Origin of the sequence: Achromobacter sp. Marseille-Q4962, assembly GCF_943737005.1 — a bacterium.
Classification (GTDB): Bacteria; Pseudomonadota; Gammaproteobacteria; order Burkholderiales; family Burkholderiaceae_B; genus Achromobacter.
Genome location: NZ_CALSFU010000021.1, coordinates 1 through 16372 on the forward strand (window position 1 = coordinate 1; position 16372 = coordinate 16372).

The window sequence follows — 16372 nt, forward strand, 5'->3', positions numbered from 1 at the left end:
CCCCCACCCTGTCCGCCCTCAAGGCCGGCTCACGCTACGCCCAGCCGAGGCCGCCCGGCTCGGGCGACGCGTGGCTGCTGGCCTCGCTGGCGCGCGAAGCCGGCGCGCCGCTGGTCGTGCTCACGGCCGACCCGCTGGAAGCCCAGCGCCTGGCCGAGGAAATCCAGCTCTTCGCGCCCGGGCTGCGCGTGCGCCAGCTGCCCGACTGGGAAACCCTGCCCTACGACGCCTTTTCCCCGCACCAGGATCTGATCTCCGAGCGGCTGCACACGCTGCATTCGTTGATGGGCAAGACGGTCGACGTGCTCACGGTGCCCGTCACCACCGCGCTCTACCGGCTCGCGCCGCCCGCCTTCCTGGCCGCCTATACCTTTTCCTTCCGCCAGAAAGACCGCCTCGACGAAGCCGCGCTGCGCGCCCAGCTCACGCTGGCCAACTACACGCACGTGACCCAGGTCACCGCGCCGGGCGAATTCTGCCTGCGCGGCGGCCTGATCGATCTTTTCCCCATGGGCTCGGCCGTGCCCTACCGGCTCGATCTCTTCGACGACGAAATCGAGACCATCCGCAGTTTCGACGTGGACACCCAGCGCAGCCTGTATCCGGTGCGCGAGGTCCAACTGCTGCCGGGGCGCGAGTTTCCTATGGACGAAGACTCGCGCAACCGCTTCCGGGCCCGCTTCCGCGAAGTGTTCGAGGGCGACCCGTCGCGCGCCGTGCCCTACCGCGACATCGGCAACGGCATCCCGTTCGCCGGGGTCGAGTACTACCTGCCGCTCTTCTTCGAGCAGACGGCCACGCTGTTCGACTACCTGGCGCCGGACACCATCACCGTCACCGCGGGCGACATCGACGACGCCGTGCAGCGTTTCGCGCAGGACACGGCCAGCCGCTACAACTTCCTGAAAGCCGACCGCGAGCGGCCCGTGCTGCCGCCGTCGGAACTGTTCCTCGACGCCGAGACCCTGTATGCGGGGCTCAAGGGCTTCCGCCGCCTGGCGCTCTCGGCCGATCAGCCGCACCCGGACTTCCGCCCCGCGCCCGACGTGAGCGTGGCCCGGCGCGCCGAAGACCCCATCGCGCGGCTGCGCGCGCTGCTCGCGCGCGCCGACATGCGCGTCCTGCTCTGCGCCGATTCGGCGGGCCGCCGTGAGACCCTGGTGCAGATGCTGCACGAATTCGGCGTGACGCCGGACGCCCAGCCCGACGCCATCGAGACCTTTCTCGCTTCGGACGCGCGCTTCGGCGTGGCCGCCGCGCCGCTGACGGCGGGCTTCGTCCTGCCGCAGGCCGGCCTGGCCTTTCTCACGGAAAACGACCTCTACCCCGGCCTGGCGGCCACCGGCCGCCGCGGCAAGCGGGCCCAGGAACGCGCCAGCAACGTGGAGGCCATGGTCCGCGACCTGTCCGAGCTGCGCGCCGGCGACCCGGTGGTGCATGCGCAGCACGGCATCGGCCGCTACCACGGCCTGGTCAATATGGACATGGGCGAAGGCGAGATGGAGTTCCTGCATCTCGAATACGCCAACGGCAGCACGCTCTACGTGCCCGTATCGCAGTTGCACGTCATCGCGCGCTACAGCGGCGCCGACCCCGAGGCCGCGCCCCTGCACCAGCTCGGCTCCGGCCAGTGGGACAAGGCGCGCCGCAAGGCCGCCAGGCAGGTGCGCGACACCGCCGCGGAGCTGCTGGCGCTCTACGCGCAGCGCGCGGCCCGCGAAGGCTATGCCTTCAAGCTGCCGCTCAACGACTACGAGGCCTTCGCCGAGGGATTCGGCTTCGAGGAAACCGCCGACCAGGCCGCCGCCATCGAAGCCGTGATCTCCGACATGACCTCCGGCCGCCCCATGGACCGCCTGGTCTGCGGCGACGTGGGCTTCGGCAAGACCGAGGTGGCGCTGCGCGCCGCCTTCCTGGCGGTGGCCAACGGCAAGCAGGTCGCCCTGCTCTGTCCCACCACCCTGCTGGCCGAGCAGCATGCGCAGACCTTCTCCGACCGCTTCGCCGACTGGCCGGTGCGCGTGGTGGAGCTCTCGCGCTTCCGCTCCTCCAAGGAAGTGGCCGCCGCCATCGAAGGCATCAACGACGGCCGGGTGGACATCGTCATCGGCACGCACAAGGTGCTGTCCAAGGACGTGAAGTTCAAGCGGCTGGGGCTGGTCATCATCGACGAGGAGCACCGCTTCGGCGTGCGCCAGAAAGAAGCGCTGAAAGCGCTGCGCGCCGAAGTGGACGTGCTCACCCTGACGGCCACGCCCATTCCGCGCACGCTGGGCATGTCGCTCGAAGGCATACGCGATTTCTCCGTCATCGCCACCGCGCCGCAGAAGCGCCTGGCCATCAAGACCTTCGTGCGGCGCGAAGACGGCAGCACCATCCGCGAGGCGCTGCTGCGCGAACTCAAGCGCGGCGGGCAGGCGTACTTTCTGCACAACGAGGTGGAAACCATCCATAACCGGCGCGCGCGGCTCGAAGAACTGGTGCCCGAGGCCCGCATCGCCGTGGCGCACGGCCAGATGCCAGAGCGCGAGCTGGAACAGGTCATGAAAGGCTTCTACCAGCAGCGCTACAACGTGCTGTTGTGCACCACCATCATCGAAACCGGCATCGACGTTCCCAGCGCCAACACCATCGTCATCCATCGCGCCGACCGCTTCGGCCTGGCGCAGCTGCACCAGTTGCGCGGCCGCGTGGGACGCTCGCACCACCAGGCCTACGCCTACCTGCTCACGCCCGGCGAAGACGCCATCACCGCCAACGCCAAGAAGCGGCTGGAAGCCATCCAGGCCATGGAAGAGCTCGGTTCCGGCTTCTACCTGGCCATGCACGACCTCGAAATCCGCGGCACCGGCGAAGTGCTGGGCGACGCGCAGTCGGGCAACATCCAGGAAGTCGGCTTCTCCATGTACAACGAAATGCTCAACGAAGCCGTGCGCGCGCTGCGCGCGGGCGAAGAGCCCGACATGGACGCGCCCTTCAACCTGGCCTGCGAAGTCAATCTGCACGCGCCGGCCCTGCTGCCGTCGGACTACTGCGCCGACGTGCATGCCCGGCTCGGCATCTACAAGCGCCTGGCGCATGCGGCCGACGAGGACGACCTGATCCAGATCCAGGAAGAACTGATCGACCGCTTCGGCAAGCTGCCCGAGCCCGCCCAGACCCTGCTGGCCACGCACCGCCTGCGCCTGCAGGCCCAGCCGCTGGGCGTGATCAAGATCGACGCCAGCGAATCCCAGGCGCTGCTGCAGTTCGGCCCCAAGACCTCCGTGGAGCCGGCCCGCATCATCGAACTGGTCCAGCGCCAGCGCCACATTCGCCTTGCCGGGCAGGACAAGCTGCGCGCCGAGATCAAGGCTCCGCAGGTGGCGGCGCGCGCCGACGCCGTGCGCGCCGTGCTGCGCGCGCTCAAATGAATCCCGCCCCTACTCACCGGAACCCTATGACTACCCACCATCTCGTCGTCCAATCGCCCGGCCTCACGCTGGAACACGCGGAACAGCTCGCCGCCCTGGCCCAGGCCCAGGGCGTGGCCCGCATCAGCGCCACCGCCGCCCGGCTGCTCGACGTGCAGTACGATGATGCCACGCGCGCCGAGGTCGCCGCCTGGGCCGACAGCCGGGGCGTGGACACGGCATTCGTGCCGGCCGGACTCAGGCTGGCCGACTGCAAAGTGCTGGCCATGGACATGGATTCCACGCTCATCAACATCGAGTGCATCGACGAGATCGCCGGCGTGGCGGGCCTGAAAGACCAGGTGGCGGCCATTACCGAGGCCGCCATGCGCGGCGAGATCAAGGATTTCTCCGAAAGCCTGCGCCGGCGCGTGGCCCTGCTGCGCGGCGTGCCCGCCGGCGCGCTCGAACAGGTCTACACGGAAAAACTGCGCCTGAACCCCGGCGCCGAAACCCTGGTCGCCACGGCCCGGGCGGCCGGCATCAAGGTGCTGCTGGTTTCCGGCGGATTCACCTTCTTCACCGAGCGGCTGCGCGAACGCCTCAAGCTCGACGCCGCGCACGCCAACACCCTGGAAATCAAAAACGGCGTGCTCACCGGCCAGGTACTGGGCGACATTCTCGACGGCGACGCCAAGGCCCGGCACCTGCGCGAGTTCGCGGCCCTGCACGGCGCCGCCCCGTCGCAGATCATCGCCCTGGGCGACGGCGCCAACGACCTCAAGATGCTGTCGCTGGCGGGCTTTCCGGTCGCCTACCACGCCAAGCCCCTGGTGCGGCAGCAGACCCGTTACGCGCTGAACGTGTGCGGCCTGGACGGCGTGCTCAACTGGTTCGAAAGCTGAATCCGGCCCGGCGTCAGCGCGCGCCGCGCGCGAACGCCAGCAGCACACCGAAGCCGATCAGCACCGCGCCGAAGACGCGGTCGATGCGCTGGCGGGCCGCCGCCTGCCGCCCGCGCACCGCGCGCGCCGAGAAGCAGAGCGCGACCAGGCTGAACCAGGCAATGTGCGCGGCCGCGATGAAAAGCCCGTAGCCGACCTGCACCGGCAACGCGGTCTGCGGCCCCACCGCCTGCAGGAACAGGCTCACGATGAACACGGTGCATTTGGGGTTGAGCGCGTTGGTCAGGAAGCCCATGCGCAGCGCCGCCGCATCCGAGAGCGCCGCAGGCGCGTCGGAGGAGTCCGGAGCCGCCACCGGCGACGGAGCGCGCCACATCTTCGCGCCCAGCCACACCAGATAGACGGCGCCCGCCAGTTTCACGGCGTCGAACAGCCAGAGCGACTGGCGGATCAACAGGCCCACGCCCAGCAGGGTATAGCCCACGTGCACCAGTACGCCCAGACCGATGCCCAGCGCCGTCAACACCCCTGCGCGGCGCGAGCGCGTGAGGCTGTTGCGCGTGACCATCGCGAAATCGGGGCCGGGGCTCACCACGGCAAAAAGGGTAATGGTGATTACAGCTAACAGTTCAGTCATGGCGCGCCAGGCTGGAAAATCGTGAAATTCCGTGTAGATTAATGGCGCTGCTTTCCGCTGAAAAACGATGATTTCTGACAAACATCGTGAGCTGGGCTCACCATTGCAAAATACCCGGCTGCCCTCGTTGCTGGCCCTGCGCTGTTTCGAGGCGGCCGCTCGCCTGGAGAATTTCACCCGGGCGGCCGAATCGCTGCACCTGACGCATGGCGCGGTCAGCCGCGCGATCCGCCTGCTGGAAGACGACCTGGGCGTGCCGCTTTTCGAGCGGCGCAACCGGCGGGTGAAGCTGACGGAGGCGGGCCGCTCGCTCGCACGGGCCGTCAGCCAGGGGCTTGCGCTCATGCGCGAGTCGGTGGCCGAATTGCGCGCCCGCTCGCGGCAGCCGCGCCGCTGGGTGCTTTCCTGCGAGCCCACGCTGCTGATGCGCTGGCTGATCCCGCGTTGGCCCGACTTCCAGGCCCGCCACCCGGGCATGGAGGTGCACCTGGTGGCCGGCGGCGGGCCGTTCAGCTTCGACGATGGACTAGACCTGGCGATCCGGCGCGACGATTTCCCCTGGCCCGCCGGCTACCACGCCGAGGCCCTGTTCCCGGAGCGCGTCGGCCCGGTCTGCCGTCCGGACCGGTTCAACGACTGGTTCGAAACGACGGCTGGCGGCACGCGGCTGCGCGCTGGAGCGCTGCTGCTGCATACGCGTACCCGCCCTGATGCGTGGCGCGACTGGGCCGCGGGCCGCACGGCCCCGCCCGGGTCGCGCGGCCAGGTTTTCGATCATTTCTACTTCAGCCTGCAGGCGGCCGTGGCGGGCCTGGGCGTGGCCATAGGCCCGTGGCAGCTCGTGCGCGACGATCTCGCCTCCGGCGTGCTGGCGGCCCCCATGGGTTTCGAGCCCGATGGCTCGCGGTATGTCCTGCTCTCGCCGGCCGCGCCGGCGCCGGGTTCGCCGCATGCGGACCTGCTGGCCTGGCTGCGGCTCGCTGCCTGAACGGTGGTTGGCCCGCCGTGCGGGCTGGCTACACTTCGGACGGACGAAGAAAAGCCGCGCATTCCGCCGCAGCCCGTCTTACCCCCTGCCCGCGGGCGCGAACCCGGTCAGAGCTCGGTCCACTCGCGCAGCAGGTTGTGATAGCAGTTGGTGAGCGTGAGGGTCTGCTCGGTTTCGCCCAGCTGGTTGCGCAGCGACTGGATGGTCTGGTCCAGCTCGAACAACATCTGGCGGCGGCCATGCTCGCGCACCATGCTCTGGATCCAGAAAAAAGAGGCGATGCGCGCGCCGCGCGTCACCGGCGTAACGCAGTGCAGGCTGTTGGCCGGATAGAGCACCATGTCGCCCGCCGGCAACTTGACCAGGTGTTCGCCGTAGGTGTCCCGGACCACCAGTTCGCCCCCGTCGTAATCGTCCGGTTCGCACAGGAACAGCGTGGCCGAAAGATCGGTGCGCAGCCAGCCCGGCGAGGCAGGATGGCTGCGCACCGCGCCGTCCACATGAAAACCGTAGGTTTCCGACGATTCGTAGCGGTTGAACAGCGGCGGCACGGTGCGCAGCGGCAGCGCGGCCGCGAAATAGGTAGGGTTGCGCGCCAGCGCGCGCAGCACCATCTCGCCGAGCTCGCGGGCCTGCGCGGACGTCTCGTCCACCTGCCGGTTGCGCTTCACCGCCGCGCCCTGGGTGCCGACGGTGGCGCGCCCGTCCACCCACGGCGCGGCATCGAGCCGCCGCCGCATTTCCTGCACTTCGTCCCGGGACAGAACCTCGGGAATATGTAGCATCATGGGACACCTGCCGAAAAGACGAGCCGCCGATGAAAGCGCCGGCATGGCATGCCTGGCGTCCCATCGGCGGGCCTCGACGAACGCGCGGGGCGCTCAGAAGTGAATGTTGGCCGTCAGCAGCACGGTGCGGGGCGCACCGGGGAAGTAACGGTAGCCGCTCTTGTTGATCGCGGCGACGTAATCCTTGTTGAACAGATTGTAGACGTTGAACTGCAGGTCGAAGTTCTTGTTCACGGTGTAGCCGGCCATGGCGTCGAACACCCAATACGAGCGCACGTAGTTCGGCGTGCCCACCGCGCCATCGGTGCCGCGATGCAGCGTGCCCACGTACCGCGCGCCGCCGCCCAGGCGGAAGCCGTTGGGCAGCTGGTAGGTCGTCCACATCGAGAACGCATGGCGCGGCGTGTAGGTCAGGTTGTTCGAGCCGTCGTTGGCGACATTGGAACCCTCTTCCACGGTCGCGTGCTGGATGGTGTAGCCCGCGCTGGCCGACCAGTTGTCGGTGATCTGGCCGCTGGCGCTCAGTTCCAGGCCCTGCACGCGCTTCTTGCCGGTCTGGCTGTAGGTGCCGTCGGACTCGGCCTGCACCTCATTGGTGACTTCCGTGCGGAACAGCGCGGCGCCCACCAGCAGCTGGCGGTCGAACAGCTCCCACTTGGTGCCCAGCTCGGCCGTCTTGGCCTTCTGCGGCGCGAAGTCCACGCGGTTCGCGCTGTTGCCGGACGTGGCCAGCTGGAAGTTGGAGCCGCCCGGAGGCTGCTGCGACACGGCGTAGTTGACGTACACGTTGCCGTTGGGCGCCACGCGGTACAGCGTGCCCAGTTTCCAGTCCACCAGGTTTCCGGAAATACGCTCGTCCACCGTGGTGATGGGCGTGCCGGTCGGCGCGCCGTCGCACGGCACCGGGTTGCGGCCCGTGCCGCCGCAGGCGGTGGCGCTGTTATAGCTGGTGCGGTAGTGGTCGTAGCGGATGCCGCCGTTCACCTGCCACTTGTCCGTCACATCGATCGTGTCGAACGCGTAGACGGCGAACGTATCGGTCTTGCCATACGAATTAGCGCCGTTGTCCTCGATGCTGCCCACGCTGATGCTGTTGTCCGGGTCGTAGATGCTGACCGGCGGCATCGACGGCGAAGTCTGGCCATAGCTCTTCTGCGTTTCGCGCGTGAACTCGAAGCCCGCGCTCAGATCGTGCTTGAGCGAACCCGTGCTGAACTTGCTGGTGAGGTTGGTCTGGTTGGTGAAGATGCGATTGCTGATGTTCTTCAGGTTGGGCGTGCGCGTCATGAGCCAGGTCGACGGATCGGACGGATCGCCGATCGTCAGGTTGCTGGCGCCCGCCATGAACGAGGTCAGCAGGTAATCCTGCTTGGTGCGCGACCAGCGCGTCACGTTGCGCAGGGTCGTGTTCGCGTTGAAATCGTGTTCCAGGCGCAGCGTCGCCATGTCGGTGGTCGAATAATCGTGGTCCGACTGCGTGCCGTAGAAATTGTTGGTGTCAACCTTGTCCGCGTCGGCCATGTAGCCGTAGGCGGCGCCCGGCGGCTGGTAGCCCGGCAGGCCGATCGTCACCACGCCGCCGTCGGGCACGTTGTTCTGCTTGACGTGCAGGAAGTCGATGTACGCGCGGTTTGGAGTGCCCAGACCGAAGGCCAGCGACGGCGCCACGCCCCAGCGGTTGTTTTCCACCTGATCGCGGCCGGCGGCGTCCGACTTCAGGCCCATCATGTTCAGGCGGAACGCCGAAGTCTCGCCCAGGGTCTGGTTCCAGTCGAGCGTGGAGCGCTTGTAGCGCGCGCTGCCGATGCCGACGCTGGCGTCGAAACTATCCTCCAGCTTGGGCTGCTTGGTCACCAGGTTGATGGAGCCGCTGGGCGCGCTGCGTCCGTAATCCGAACCCGACGGCCCCTTGATGACTTCGACCTGCCCGATGTTGAACATGTCGCGGTGCACGGTGGAAGTGTCGCGGATGCCGTCCACGTAGATGCTGTTCGAGGTGTCGAAGCCGCGCATGTAGATGGCGTCGCCCGTGGACGTGTTGCCGTTCTCGCCGGCGTAGAACGTGCCCGCGCCCGCCACGTTGCGCAGCGCGTCGGTCAGCGTCGTGGCCTGCTGGTCTTTCATGAGCTGCTCGGTCACCACCTGCACGGTCTGCGTGGTGTCCACCAGCGGCTGCGTGAACTTGGGCGATCCGAGATGGTTGGCCTTGTACGGATTGGCGTCGTCGCCGATGACCTTTACCGGCGACAGCGTGCTCACGTCGCCGGGAGCCGTCTGGGCGACGGCAGCCGTGGGCTGGCCCAGGATGAGCGTGGCCAACACGGAGGCGGCGGCGCCGCCCGCAAGGCTGCCAGCGCCGGCCGGGCGTACCGGTGCGCATTTTCGGTTTTTGATGTATTGCATCTTGGCAATGAGTCTTATAAGCGTTGATAAATGGAAGGCGGCTTCTGCTTGCTGACTGGCTTCCCCCACACCCTGTTTCCAGGTGCGGATGAGATCATAAATAAGAATGATTTACGCAAATCTGAACGCAATCTGAATATGTTGTTTTTTGGCGGCTTGACGGGCAATTCCGCCCGCTGTCCACGGCGGCCGGGCATCCTCACAACCTGACTATTTCCTGAATTTTTAGCTTGAAGGCGGCCCGTCCTGCCGAAACGCCGCCTGTCACGCTGGCAGTGGAACGATCTCGAAAGCCGGTTCTCATACTTTGGCAGCCATCCATCCGTATCGGCATTCCGGGCTACGTAAAAATAAAAAAAGCCCCTTTGCGGGGGCTTTCGGAATGCGGCGCCGTCGTTCAGATCCGGGGCCTGGGATGGCGTTTGAACAGATATCGGTACACGAAGCCGGGATACGCCAGCACCAGGTACAGGCTCAGCGTGATGGCGTAAAACTCCCAGGTCTGGGAAAAACGGTTGCCGAGCGCCGATTCAAAGGCAAAACCCAGCGCGCCGACGATGAGGTAGAACACCAGGACTTCGACCAGCCGCAGCCAGAACGGCTTGACGGCGGGCTGCCCTGCCCGCTTCCACGGCAGCACCGCGAAAACGCGTTCCGTGAGGAACGGCAGGTTCGCGCTGACCAGGGCCAGCGCGATGAGCAGCCACACCGCCAGGGTCTGGTTCATGCCCCGCTCAGAATTTCAGCGAATTCTGGATCACCTGCTCGCACACGGCCATCAGGCCGCCGGGCACGATGCCCAGGATGAGGATCAGGGCGCCGTTGATCGACAGCACGCCGCGCTGGCCGCAGGTGGCCGCGACGGGGGCGGCGTCGGCCGCCGGCTCGTCGAAGTACACCGTCTTCACCACGCGCAGGTAGTAGAACGCGCCGATCAGCGAGAACACCACCGCGATCACGGCCAGCGTGACGTGGCCGGCGTTGACCAGGGCCTGCAGCACGGCCAGCTTGGCGTAGAAGCCGGCCAGCGGCGGAATGCCCGCCAGCGAGAACATCAGCAGCAGCACGATGGCGGCGTGCCATGGGCTGCGGCGGTTCAGGCCCTTGAGATCGTCGATCTGTTCGCACTCGAAGCCCTGGCGCGAAAGCAGCAGCACGATGCCGAAGCTGCCCAGGGTGGTGAGCACGTAGGTGATCATGTAGAACAGCGAGGCGCCGTACGCCGCGGCGGCGGCGTCGGGTTTGCCCGCCACGGAGCCCGACATCAGGCCCAGGAGCACGAAGCCCATGTGCGAGATGGTCGAATAGGCCAGCATGCGCTTGAAGTTCGATTGCGCGATGGCGGTCAGGTTGCCGATGGCCAGCGACAGCACCGCCAGGATCATCAGCATGGGCTGCCAGTCGCCGGCCAGGCCGTGCAGGCCATCGACCAGCAGGCGCAGCGTGATGGCGAAGGCCGCCAGCTTGGGCGCGGCGCCCAGGATGAGCGTGACGGCGGTGGGAGAACCCTGATAGACGTCGGGCACCCACATGTGGAAGGGCACGGCGCCCAGCTTGAAGGCCAGGCCGGCAACCAGGAACACCACGCCGAACACCAGCGCCAGCTTCTGCGCCTTGCCTTCGGCGATGACGCGGGCCACTTCAGCCAGGTCGAGGTGGCCGGTGGCGCCGTACACCATCGACATGCCATAGAGCAGGAAACCCGAAGCCAGCGCGCCCAGCACGAAGTACTTCATGGCGGCCTCGGTGGCCACCACGTTGTCGCGGCGCAGCGCGATGAGCGCGTACAGCGCCAGCGACATCAGCTCCAGGCCGAGGTAGATGGAAATCAGGTTGCCGGCCGAGATCATGACCATCTGGCCCAGCAGCGCGAGCAGGGTCAGCACGTACAGTTCGCCGCCGCGCATCATGTCGCGGACCTGCGCATAGACGCGGCCGTAGATCAGCGTGACCGCCACGGCGATGTAGGACGAGATCTTGAGCAGGTGCGACAGGCCGTCGGCGACGTACAGGCCGTTGAAGGTCTTGCCCGCCACGCCCGAGCTCCATTGCACGGCCGACACCACCGTGAGCACGACCAGCGACAGGATCGTGAGCCAGAACGTGGGCTTGCGCTCCGGATGGGTGCTGACCGCGTCGACGAGCAGGATAGCCAGGCCGAAAACCAGCGCGAGGATTTCCGGTGCCGCCAGAGCGAAATCGATTTGGGATTGCATCATTGTCTTGTCTTACAGTTTCGAGACGGCAACGTGTTGCAGCAGGGCCTCGACCGACACGTGCATCACGTCGGTAAAGGGCTTGGGATAGATCCCCATGTACAGCACGGCGATCGCCATCACGCCAAGAATCAGGAACTCGCGGCGGTTGATGTCCAGCAGGTCGCGCACGTGCTCGTTGGCCACGTCGCCCAGCACCACGCGCTTCACCATCCAGAGCGAATACGATGCGCCCAGGATCAGGGCGGTGGCCGCCAGCAGGCCGATCCAGAAGTTGTGCTCGACCGCGCCCATGATGACCATGAACTCGCCCACGAAGCCGCTGGTGGCCGGCAGGCCGCTGTTGGCCATCGAGAACAGGATGAAGAAGGTGGCGAAGCGCGGCATCGTGTTGACCACGCCGCCGTAGTCGGCGATGAGGCGCGAGTGCATGCGGTCATAGAGCACGCCGATGCACATGAACATGGCGCCCGACACGAAGCCGTGGGAAATCATCTGCACGATCGCGCCTTCGACGCCGGCCGTGTTGAAGATGAAGAAGCCCAGGGTCACGAAGCCCATGTGCGCCACCGACGAATAGGCCACAAGCTTCTTCATGTCGTCCTGCACGATGGCGACCAGGCCGATGTAGATCACGGCGATCAGCGACAGCGTGATCATCAGGCCGGCCAGGCTGTGCGAGGCGTCGGGCGTGATCGGCAGCGAGAAGCGCAGGAAACCGTAGGCGCCCAGCTTCAGCATGATCGCGGCCAGCACGATGGAGCCGCCCGTGGGCGCCTCGACGTGCGCGTCCGGAAGCCAGGTATGCACCGGCCACATCGGCACCTTCACGGCGAACGCCGCCAGCAGCGCCACGAAGATCAGGATCTGCGGCGTGTAGCCCAGCTTGGTCTGCTGCCAGGTCAGGATGTCGAACGAACCGCCCGACACGTTCCACAGGTAGATGAACGCCACCAGCGTGAGCAGCGAGCCCATCAGCGTGTACAGGAAGAACTTGAACGCCGCATACACGCGGTTCGGGCCGCCCCACACCCCGATGATGATGTACATCGGGATCAGCGTGGCTTCGAAGAACACGTAGAACAGCATGCCGTCCAGCGCGGCGAACACGCCCACCATCAGTCCCGACAGGATCAGGAAGGCGGCCATGTACTGCGCCACGCGGCTGGTGATGACTTCCCAGCCGGCCAGCACCACGATGATGGTGATGAACGCGGTCAGGAGCACGAACCACAGCGAAATGCCGTCCACGCCCAGGTGGTAGTTGACGTTGAAGGATTCGATCCAGGACGTCTTTTCCACGAACTGCATGGCGGCCGTGGAGGGGTCGAATTCCGTGTAGACCGGAATGGTGACCAGGAAGCCCGCGATCGAGCCGATCAGCGACAGGCCGCGCGTGAGGCCGGGACGGTCGTCGCGGCCCACCGCCAGCACCAGCAGGCCGAATACGATCGGAACAAAGATCGCAAGCGTAAGCCAGGGGAAAGTGTTGGATGCCATCTCGCTTGCCATCATTGGGGAATCAGCACAAAGAAAGTCACCAGCGCCATGATGCCGACGATCATCGCGAACGCGTAGTGATAGATGAAGCCGGACTGCAGGTGGCGGCTGATCGCGGCCACCCAGCCCACCACGCGGGCGCTGCCGTTGATCAGCAGGCCGTCGATGATGCCGCGGTCGCCCGTCTGCCACAGGCCGCGGCCCAGGCAGCGCGCGCCGCGCGCGATGATCTGCTCATTGATCCAGTCGACGTAGTACTTGTTCTCGAGCAGCTTGTTCAGCCCGGACAGGCTGGACTTGATCGCGGCCGGGACCTTGGGATTGATGAGGTAGCAGTACCAGGCGATGACCGCGCCGGCCACCACCAGCCAGAACGGCAGCGTCTGGAAGGCGTGCATGCCGAAGGCGACCCAGCCGTGCCATTCCTCGTGCAGCTCGTGCATGGCCGGATGCTGCGGCAGCACGGCGATGACGCCGTCGAAGAACTTGCCGAACAGCATGGGATCCACCACCCAGGCGCCGATGACGACCGAGGGAATGGCCAGCAGCACCAGCGGCACCGTCACCACCCAGGGCGACTCGTGCGGCGCGCCGCCGTGCTGCCCATGGCCGTCCGGCTCCTCGTCGACGTCGGCGGCGTGATGATGCTCATGGGCGTGGCCGCTGGCGTCGAAGCGTTCCTTGCCATGGAAGACCAGGAAGTACAGGCGGAACGAATACAGCGAGGTCACGAACACACCGATCAGCGTGGCGTAGTAGGCGAAGCTGGCGCCCCAGACGTGGGCGGCGCCGGCGGCCTCGATGATGTGTTCCTTCGAGTAGAAGCCCGAGAAGAACGGCGTGCCGACCAGGGCCAGCGTGCCCAGCAGGAAGGTGATCCAGGTGATGGGCATGTACTTGCGCAGGCCGCCCATGTTGCGGATGTCCTGGTCGTGGTGCATGCCGATGATGACCGAGCCCGCGCCCAGGAACAGCAGCGCCTTGAAGAAGGCATGGGTCATCAGGTGGAAGATCGCCACCGAGTAGGCCGAGGCGCCCAGCGCGACGGTCATGTAGCCCAGCTGCGACAGCGTGGAATACGCCACCACGCGCTTGATGTCGTTCTGGATGATGCCCAGGATGCCCAGGAACAGCGCGCCGATCGCGCCGATCACGATGATGAAGGACAGCGCCGTATCCGACAGCTCGAAGAGCGGCGAGAAGCGCGCGACCATGAAGATGCCGGCCGTCACCATGGTGGCGGCGTGGATCAGCGCGGAGATCGGGGTCGGGCCTTCCATGGAATCGGGCAGCCAGGCATGCAGCGGCACCTGGGCCGATTTGCCCATGGCGCCGATGAAGAGGCAGATGCAGGCCACGGTCAGCAGCATCCAGTCAGAGCCGGGCAGCGTCAGCTTGGCCAGCTTGTCGGCCTGGGAGAACACGTCGCCGTAGTGCATCGAACCGGCGTAGGCGAACAGCAGGCCGATGCCCAGCACGAAGCCGAAGTCGCCCACGCGGTTGATCAGGAACGCCTTCATGTTGGCGAAGATCGCCGTGGGACGGGTGTACCAGAAGCCGATCAGCAGGTACGACACCAGGCCCACCGCTTCCCAGCCGAAGAACAGCTGCACCATGTTGTTCGACATCACCAGCATCAGCATGGAGAACGTGAACAGCGAGATGTAGGCGAAGAAGCGCTGGTAGCCGGGATCGTCGGCCATGTAGCCGATGGTGTAGATGTGCACCATCAGCGACACCGAAGTCACCACGACCATCATCATGGCCGACAGCGGATCGATCAGGAAGCCGATTTCCAGCTTGGTCTGGCCGATCAGGCTCCAGGTGTAGACCGCGCCGTCGAAGCGCAGGCCGTTGAGCACGTCGCCCAGCACCACCACCGAACCGATGGTGGAGATGAGCACGCCCAGGATGGTGATCAGGTGGGCGCCGCGGCGGCCGATCGGACGGCCCAGGAATCCGGTGCCGAAGAGGCCCGCGAGGATTGCCCCGGCCAGCGGCGCCAGCGCGATGAGCAGGTAGAGATTGGGTGAGCTAGACATTTTCTTCCAATACCCCGTCAGCCCTTCAGGCGATCGAGTTCGTCAACGTTGATCGTGTTCAGGTTGCGGAACAGCAGCACCAGGATGGCCAGGCCGATCGCCGCCTCGGCGGCGGCCACGGTCAGGATGAAGAACACGAACACCTGGCCGGCGGTGTCGCCGAACCAGCTGGAAAACGCCACGAAGTTCATGTTGACGGCCAGGAGCACGAGCTCGATGGACATCAGCAGGATGATCAGGTTGCGGCGGTTCAGGAAGATGCCGAAGATGCCGATGGCGAACAGGATCGCCCCCAGGATCAGGTAGTGGGCCAGCGTCAGCGTCATTGTTTTTCTCCTTCGGGCGCGGCAGCAGCGGTGGCGGCGCCGTTCCGGGCCTGGGCGCGCTCGCTCTGGGCGGGCATGCTCACCATGCGGAAACGGTCTTTGGCGCGGACGCGGACGGCGGCCACGGGGTCGTTGTATTTGGCGTCGCGGCGGCGGCGCAGCGTCAGGGCGATGGCGGCCACCATGCCCACCAGCAGCAGGGCGGCGCCGACTTCAACGGCGTACACGTACTGGGTGTACATGGCCTCGCCCAGCGCGCGGGCGTTGTTGTAGTCGCCGGCCACGGGCGCCTGCGGACCCGCGCCATACCAGGTGCTGCCCAGCACGAAGGCCATTTCCACCACCATGACAAGGCCGATGACCAGGCCCAGCGGCAGATAGGTCTTCATGCCATGGCGCAGGGTATCCATGCGGATGTCCAGCATCATGACCACGAAGAGGAAGAGCACCATCACGGCGCCCACGTAGACCAGCACCAGCAGCAGCGCGAGGAATTCCGCGCCCAGCAGCATCCAGATCATGGCGGCGTTGGCGAAGGCCAGGATGAGATGCAGCACCGCGGTGACCGGGCTGCGCGCGGTAATCACGCGGAAGGCCGCGATGACCAGCACGGCAGCCAGTATGTAGAACAGTACAGTGGTAAAAGTCATGGATCGGACCCTGGGCGTCAACGGTAGGGAGCGTCTTCGGCCCGGCGGCGGGCGATTTCGGCTTCGTAGCGGTCGCCCACGGCGAGCAGCATGTCTTTGGTGAAATACAGGTCGCCGCGCTTTTCGCCGTGGTATTCGTGGATATGGGTTTCCACGATGGAGTCCACGGGGCAGCTTTCCTCACAGAAGCCGCAGAAAATGCACTTGGTGAGGTCGATGTCGTAGCGCGTGGTGCGGCGGGTGCCGTCTTCGCGCTGGTCCGACTCGATGGTGATCGCCAGCGCCGGGCACACGGCCTCGCACAGCTTGCACGCGATGCAGCGCTCTTCCCCGTTGGGGTAGCGGCGCAGCGCGTGCAGGCCGCGGAACCGCGGCGACGCGGGCGTCTTTTCCTGCGGGTAGCGCAAGGTGACCTTGCGCTTGAAGAAATACTTGCCCGTCAGGCGCATGCCCTTGAGCAACTCGGTCAGCATCAGGCTGCCGAAGAAATCCTTGATCGCTTCCATATCCTGCCTCTGCCTGGCG

Annotated in this window: 13 protein-coding genes; 3 read left to right on the top strand and 10 right to left on the bottom strand. The window is 66.2% G+C overall.

Annotated features, from left to right (window positions below; translation table 11 throughout):
• Positions 1-8: 8 nt before the first annotated feature.
• Positions 9-3413, top strand: a complete 3405-nt coding sequence (gene mfd, locus NGJ44_RS17790) for a transcription-repair coupling factor (protein WP_251864873.1) — start codon at positions 9-11, stop codon at positions 3411-3413.
• 26 nt (positions 3414-3439) lie between these two features.
• Positions 3440-4297, top strand: coding sequence for a phosphoserine phosphatase SerB (serB, locus tag NGJ44_RS17795; protein ID WP_053244367.1), 858 nt, complete (start codon positions 3440-3442; stop codon positions 4295-4297).
• A gap of 13 nt (positions 4298-4310) precedes the next feature.
• On the opposite strand, the gene NGJ44_RS17800 is transcribed toward serB, so the two are convergent.
• The gene (locus NGJ44_RS17800) at positions 4311-4934 is read right to left on the bottom strand and encodes a LysE family transporter (protein WP_251864800.1); all 624 of its coding nucleotides are present in this window, start codon (positions 4932-4934) and stop codon (positions 4311-4313) included.
• 67 nt (positions 4935-5001) lie between these two features.
• On the opposite strand from NGJ44_RS17800, the gene NGJ44_RS17805 reads away from it, so the two are divergent.
• On the top strand, positions 5002-5922 hold the full coding sequence (locus NGJ44_RS17805; protein WP_251864802.1) for a LysR family transcriptional regulator: 921 nt from the start codon (positions 5002-5004) through the stop codon (positions 5920-5922).
• A 107-nt stretch (positions 5923-6029) separates the two neighbouring features.
• Here the strand turns inward: NGJ44_RS17805 and NGJ44_RS17810 are convergent, their stop codons facing one another.
• The 9 genes from NGJ44_RS17810 to nuoI form a co-directional block, all read right to left on the bottom strand.
• Positions 6030-6710, bottom strand: a complete 681-nt coding sequence (locus NGJ44_RS17810; protein ID WP_053244370.1) for a Fe2+-dependent dioxygenase — start codon at positions 6708-6710, stop codon at positions 6030-6032.
• A 93-nt stretch (positions 6711-6803) separates the two neighbouring features.
• Positions 6804-9113: a catecholate siderophore receptor Fiu gene (locus tag NGJ44_RS17815; protein ID WP_251864804.1), complete on the bottom strand. Its 2310-nt coding sequence runs from the start codon at positions 9111-9113 to the stop codon at positions 6804-6806.
• A 397-nt stretch (positions 9114-9510) separates the two neighbouring features.
• Complete coding sequence (locus NGJ44_RS17820) at positions 9511-9840, bottom strand: DUF2818 family protein (protein WP_251864805.1); 330 nt, start codon at positions 9838-9840, stop codon at positions 9511-9513.
• Positions 9841-9847: 7 nt separating this feature from the next.
• The gene (gene nuoN / locus NGJ44_RS17825) at positions 9848-11332 is read right to left on the bottom strand and encodes an NADH-quinone oxidoreductase subunit NuoN (RefSeq protein WP_251864807.1); all 1485 of its coding nucleotides are present in this window, start codon (positions 11330-11332) and stop codon (positions 9848-9850) included.
• Between the two features lie 9 nt (positions 11333-11341).
• Complete coding sequence (locus NGJ44_RS17830; RefSeq protein WP_053244374.1) at positions 11342-12844, bottom strand: NADH-quinone oxidoreductase subunit M; 1503 nt, start codon at positions 12842-12844, stop codon at positions 11342-11344.
• Complete coding sequence (gene nuoL / locus NGJ44_RS17835; protein WP_053244375.1) at positions 12841-14871, bottom strand: NADH-quinone oxidoreductase subunit L; 2031 nt, start codon at positions 14869-14871, stop codon at positions 12841-12843. Before nuoL ends, NGJ44_RS17830 begins: the two co-directional genes overlap by 4 nt.
• 17 nt (positions 14872-14888) lie before the next feature.
• Positions 14889-15197, bottom strand: a complete 309-nt coding sequence (gene nuoK, locus NGJ44_RS17840; protein ID WP_006217969.1) for an NADH-quinone oxidoreductase subunit NuoK — start codon at positions 15195-15197, stop codon at positions 14889-14891.
• Positions 15194-15847, bottom strand: a complete 654-nt coding sequence (locus tag NGJ44_RS17845) for an NADH-quinone oxidoreductase subunit J (protein ID WP_053244376.1) — start codon at positions 15845-15847, stop codon at positions 15194-15196. The genes nuoK and NGJ44_RS17845 overlap by 4 nt, the downstream gene beginning before the upstream one ends.
• A 17-nt stretch (positions 15848-15864) precedes the next feature.
• Positions 15865-16353 carry an NADH-quinone oxidoreductase subunit NuoI gene (gene nuoI / locus NGJ44_RS17850; RefSeq protein ID WP_053244377.1) on the bottom strand — a complete coding sequence of 163 codons (489 nt, stop codon included), beginning with the start codon at positions 16351-16353 and terminating at the stop codon, positions 15865-15867.
• Between the last annotated feature and the right edge of the window lie 19 nt (positions 16354-16372).

What these genes read in the sequence shown, in the direction of transcription:
- nuoK (WP_006217969.1), bottom strand. Translation starts at nt 15,197, where the DNA reads ATGACGCTGACGCTGGCCCACTACCTGATCCTGGGGGCGATCCTGTTC.
- NGJ44_RS17820 (WP_251864805.1), bottom strand. Translation starts at nt 9,840, where the DNA reads ATGAACCAGACCCTGGCGGTGTGGCTGCTCATCGCGCTGGCCCTGGTC.
- NGJ44_RS17845 (WP_053244376.1), bottom strand. Translation starts at nt 15,847, where the DNA reads ATGACTTTTACCACTGTACTGTTCTACATACTGGCTGCCGTGCTGGTC.
- NGJ44_RS17805 (WP_251864802.1), top strand. Translation starts at nt 5,002, where the DNA reads ATGATTTCTGACAAACATCGTGAGCTGGGCTCACCATTGCAAAATACC.
- NGJ44_RS17810 (WP_053244370.1), bottom strand. Translation starts at nt 6,710, where the DNA reads ATGATGCTACATATTCCCGAGGTTCTGTCCCGGGACGAAGTGCAGGAA.
- nuoL (WP_053244375.1), bottom strand. Translation starts at nt 14,871, where the DNA reads ATGTCTAGCTCACCCAATCTCTACCTGCTCATCGCGCTGGCGCCGCTG.
- nuoI (WP_053244377.1), bottom strand. Translation starts at nt 16,353, where the DNA reads ATGGAAGCGATCAAGGATTTCTTCGGCAGCCTGATGCTGACCGAGTTG.
- nuoN (WP_251864807.1), bottom strand. Translation starts at nt 11,332, where the DNA reads ATGATGCAATCCCAAATCGATTTCGCTCTGGCGGCACCGGAAATCCTC.
- NGJ44_RS17830 (WP_053244374.1), bottom strand. Translation starts at nt 12,844, where the DNA reads ATGATGGCAAGCGAGATGGCATCCAACACTTTCCCCTGGCTTACGCTT.
- NGJ44_RS17800 (WP_251864800.1), bottom strand. Translation starts at nt 4,934, where the DNA reads ATGACTGAACTGTTAGCTGTAATCACCATTACCCTTTTTGCCGTGGTG.
- serB (WP_053244367.1), top strand. Translation starts at nt 3,440, where the DNA reads ATGACTACCCACCATCTCGTCGTCCAATCGCCCGGCCTCACGCTGGAA.
- NGJ44_RS17815 (WP_251864804.1), bottom strand. Translation starts at nt 9,113, where the DNA reads ATGCAATACATCAAAAACCGAAAATGCGCACCGGTACGCCCGGCCGGC.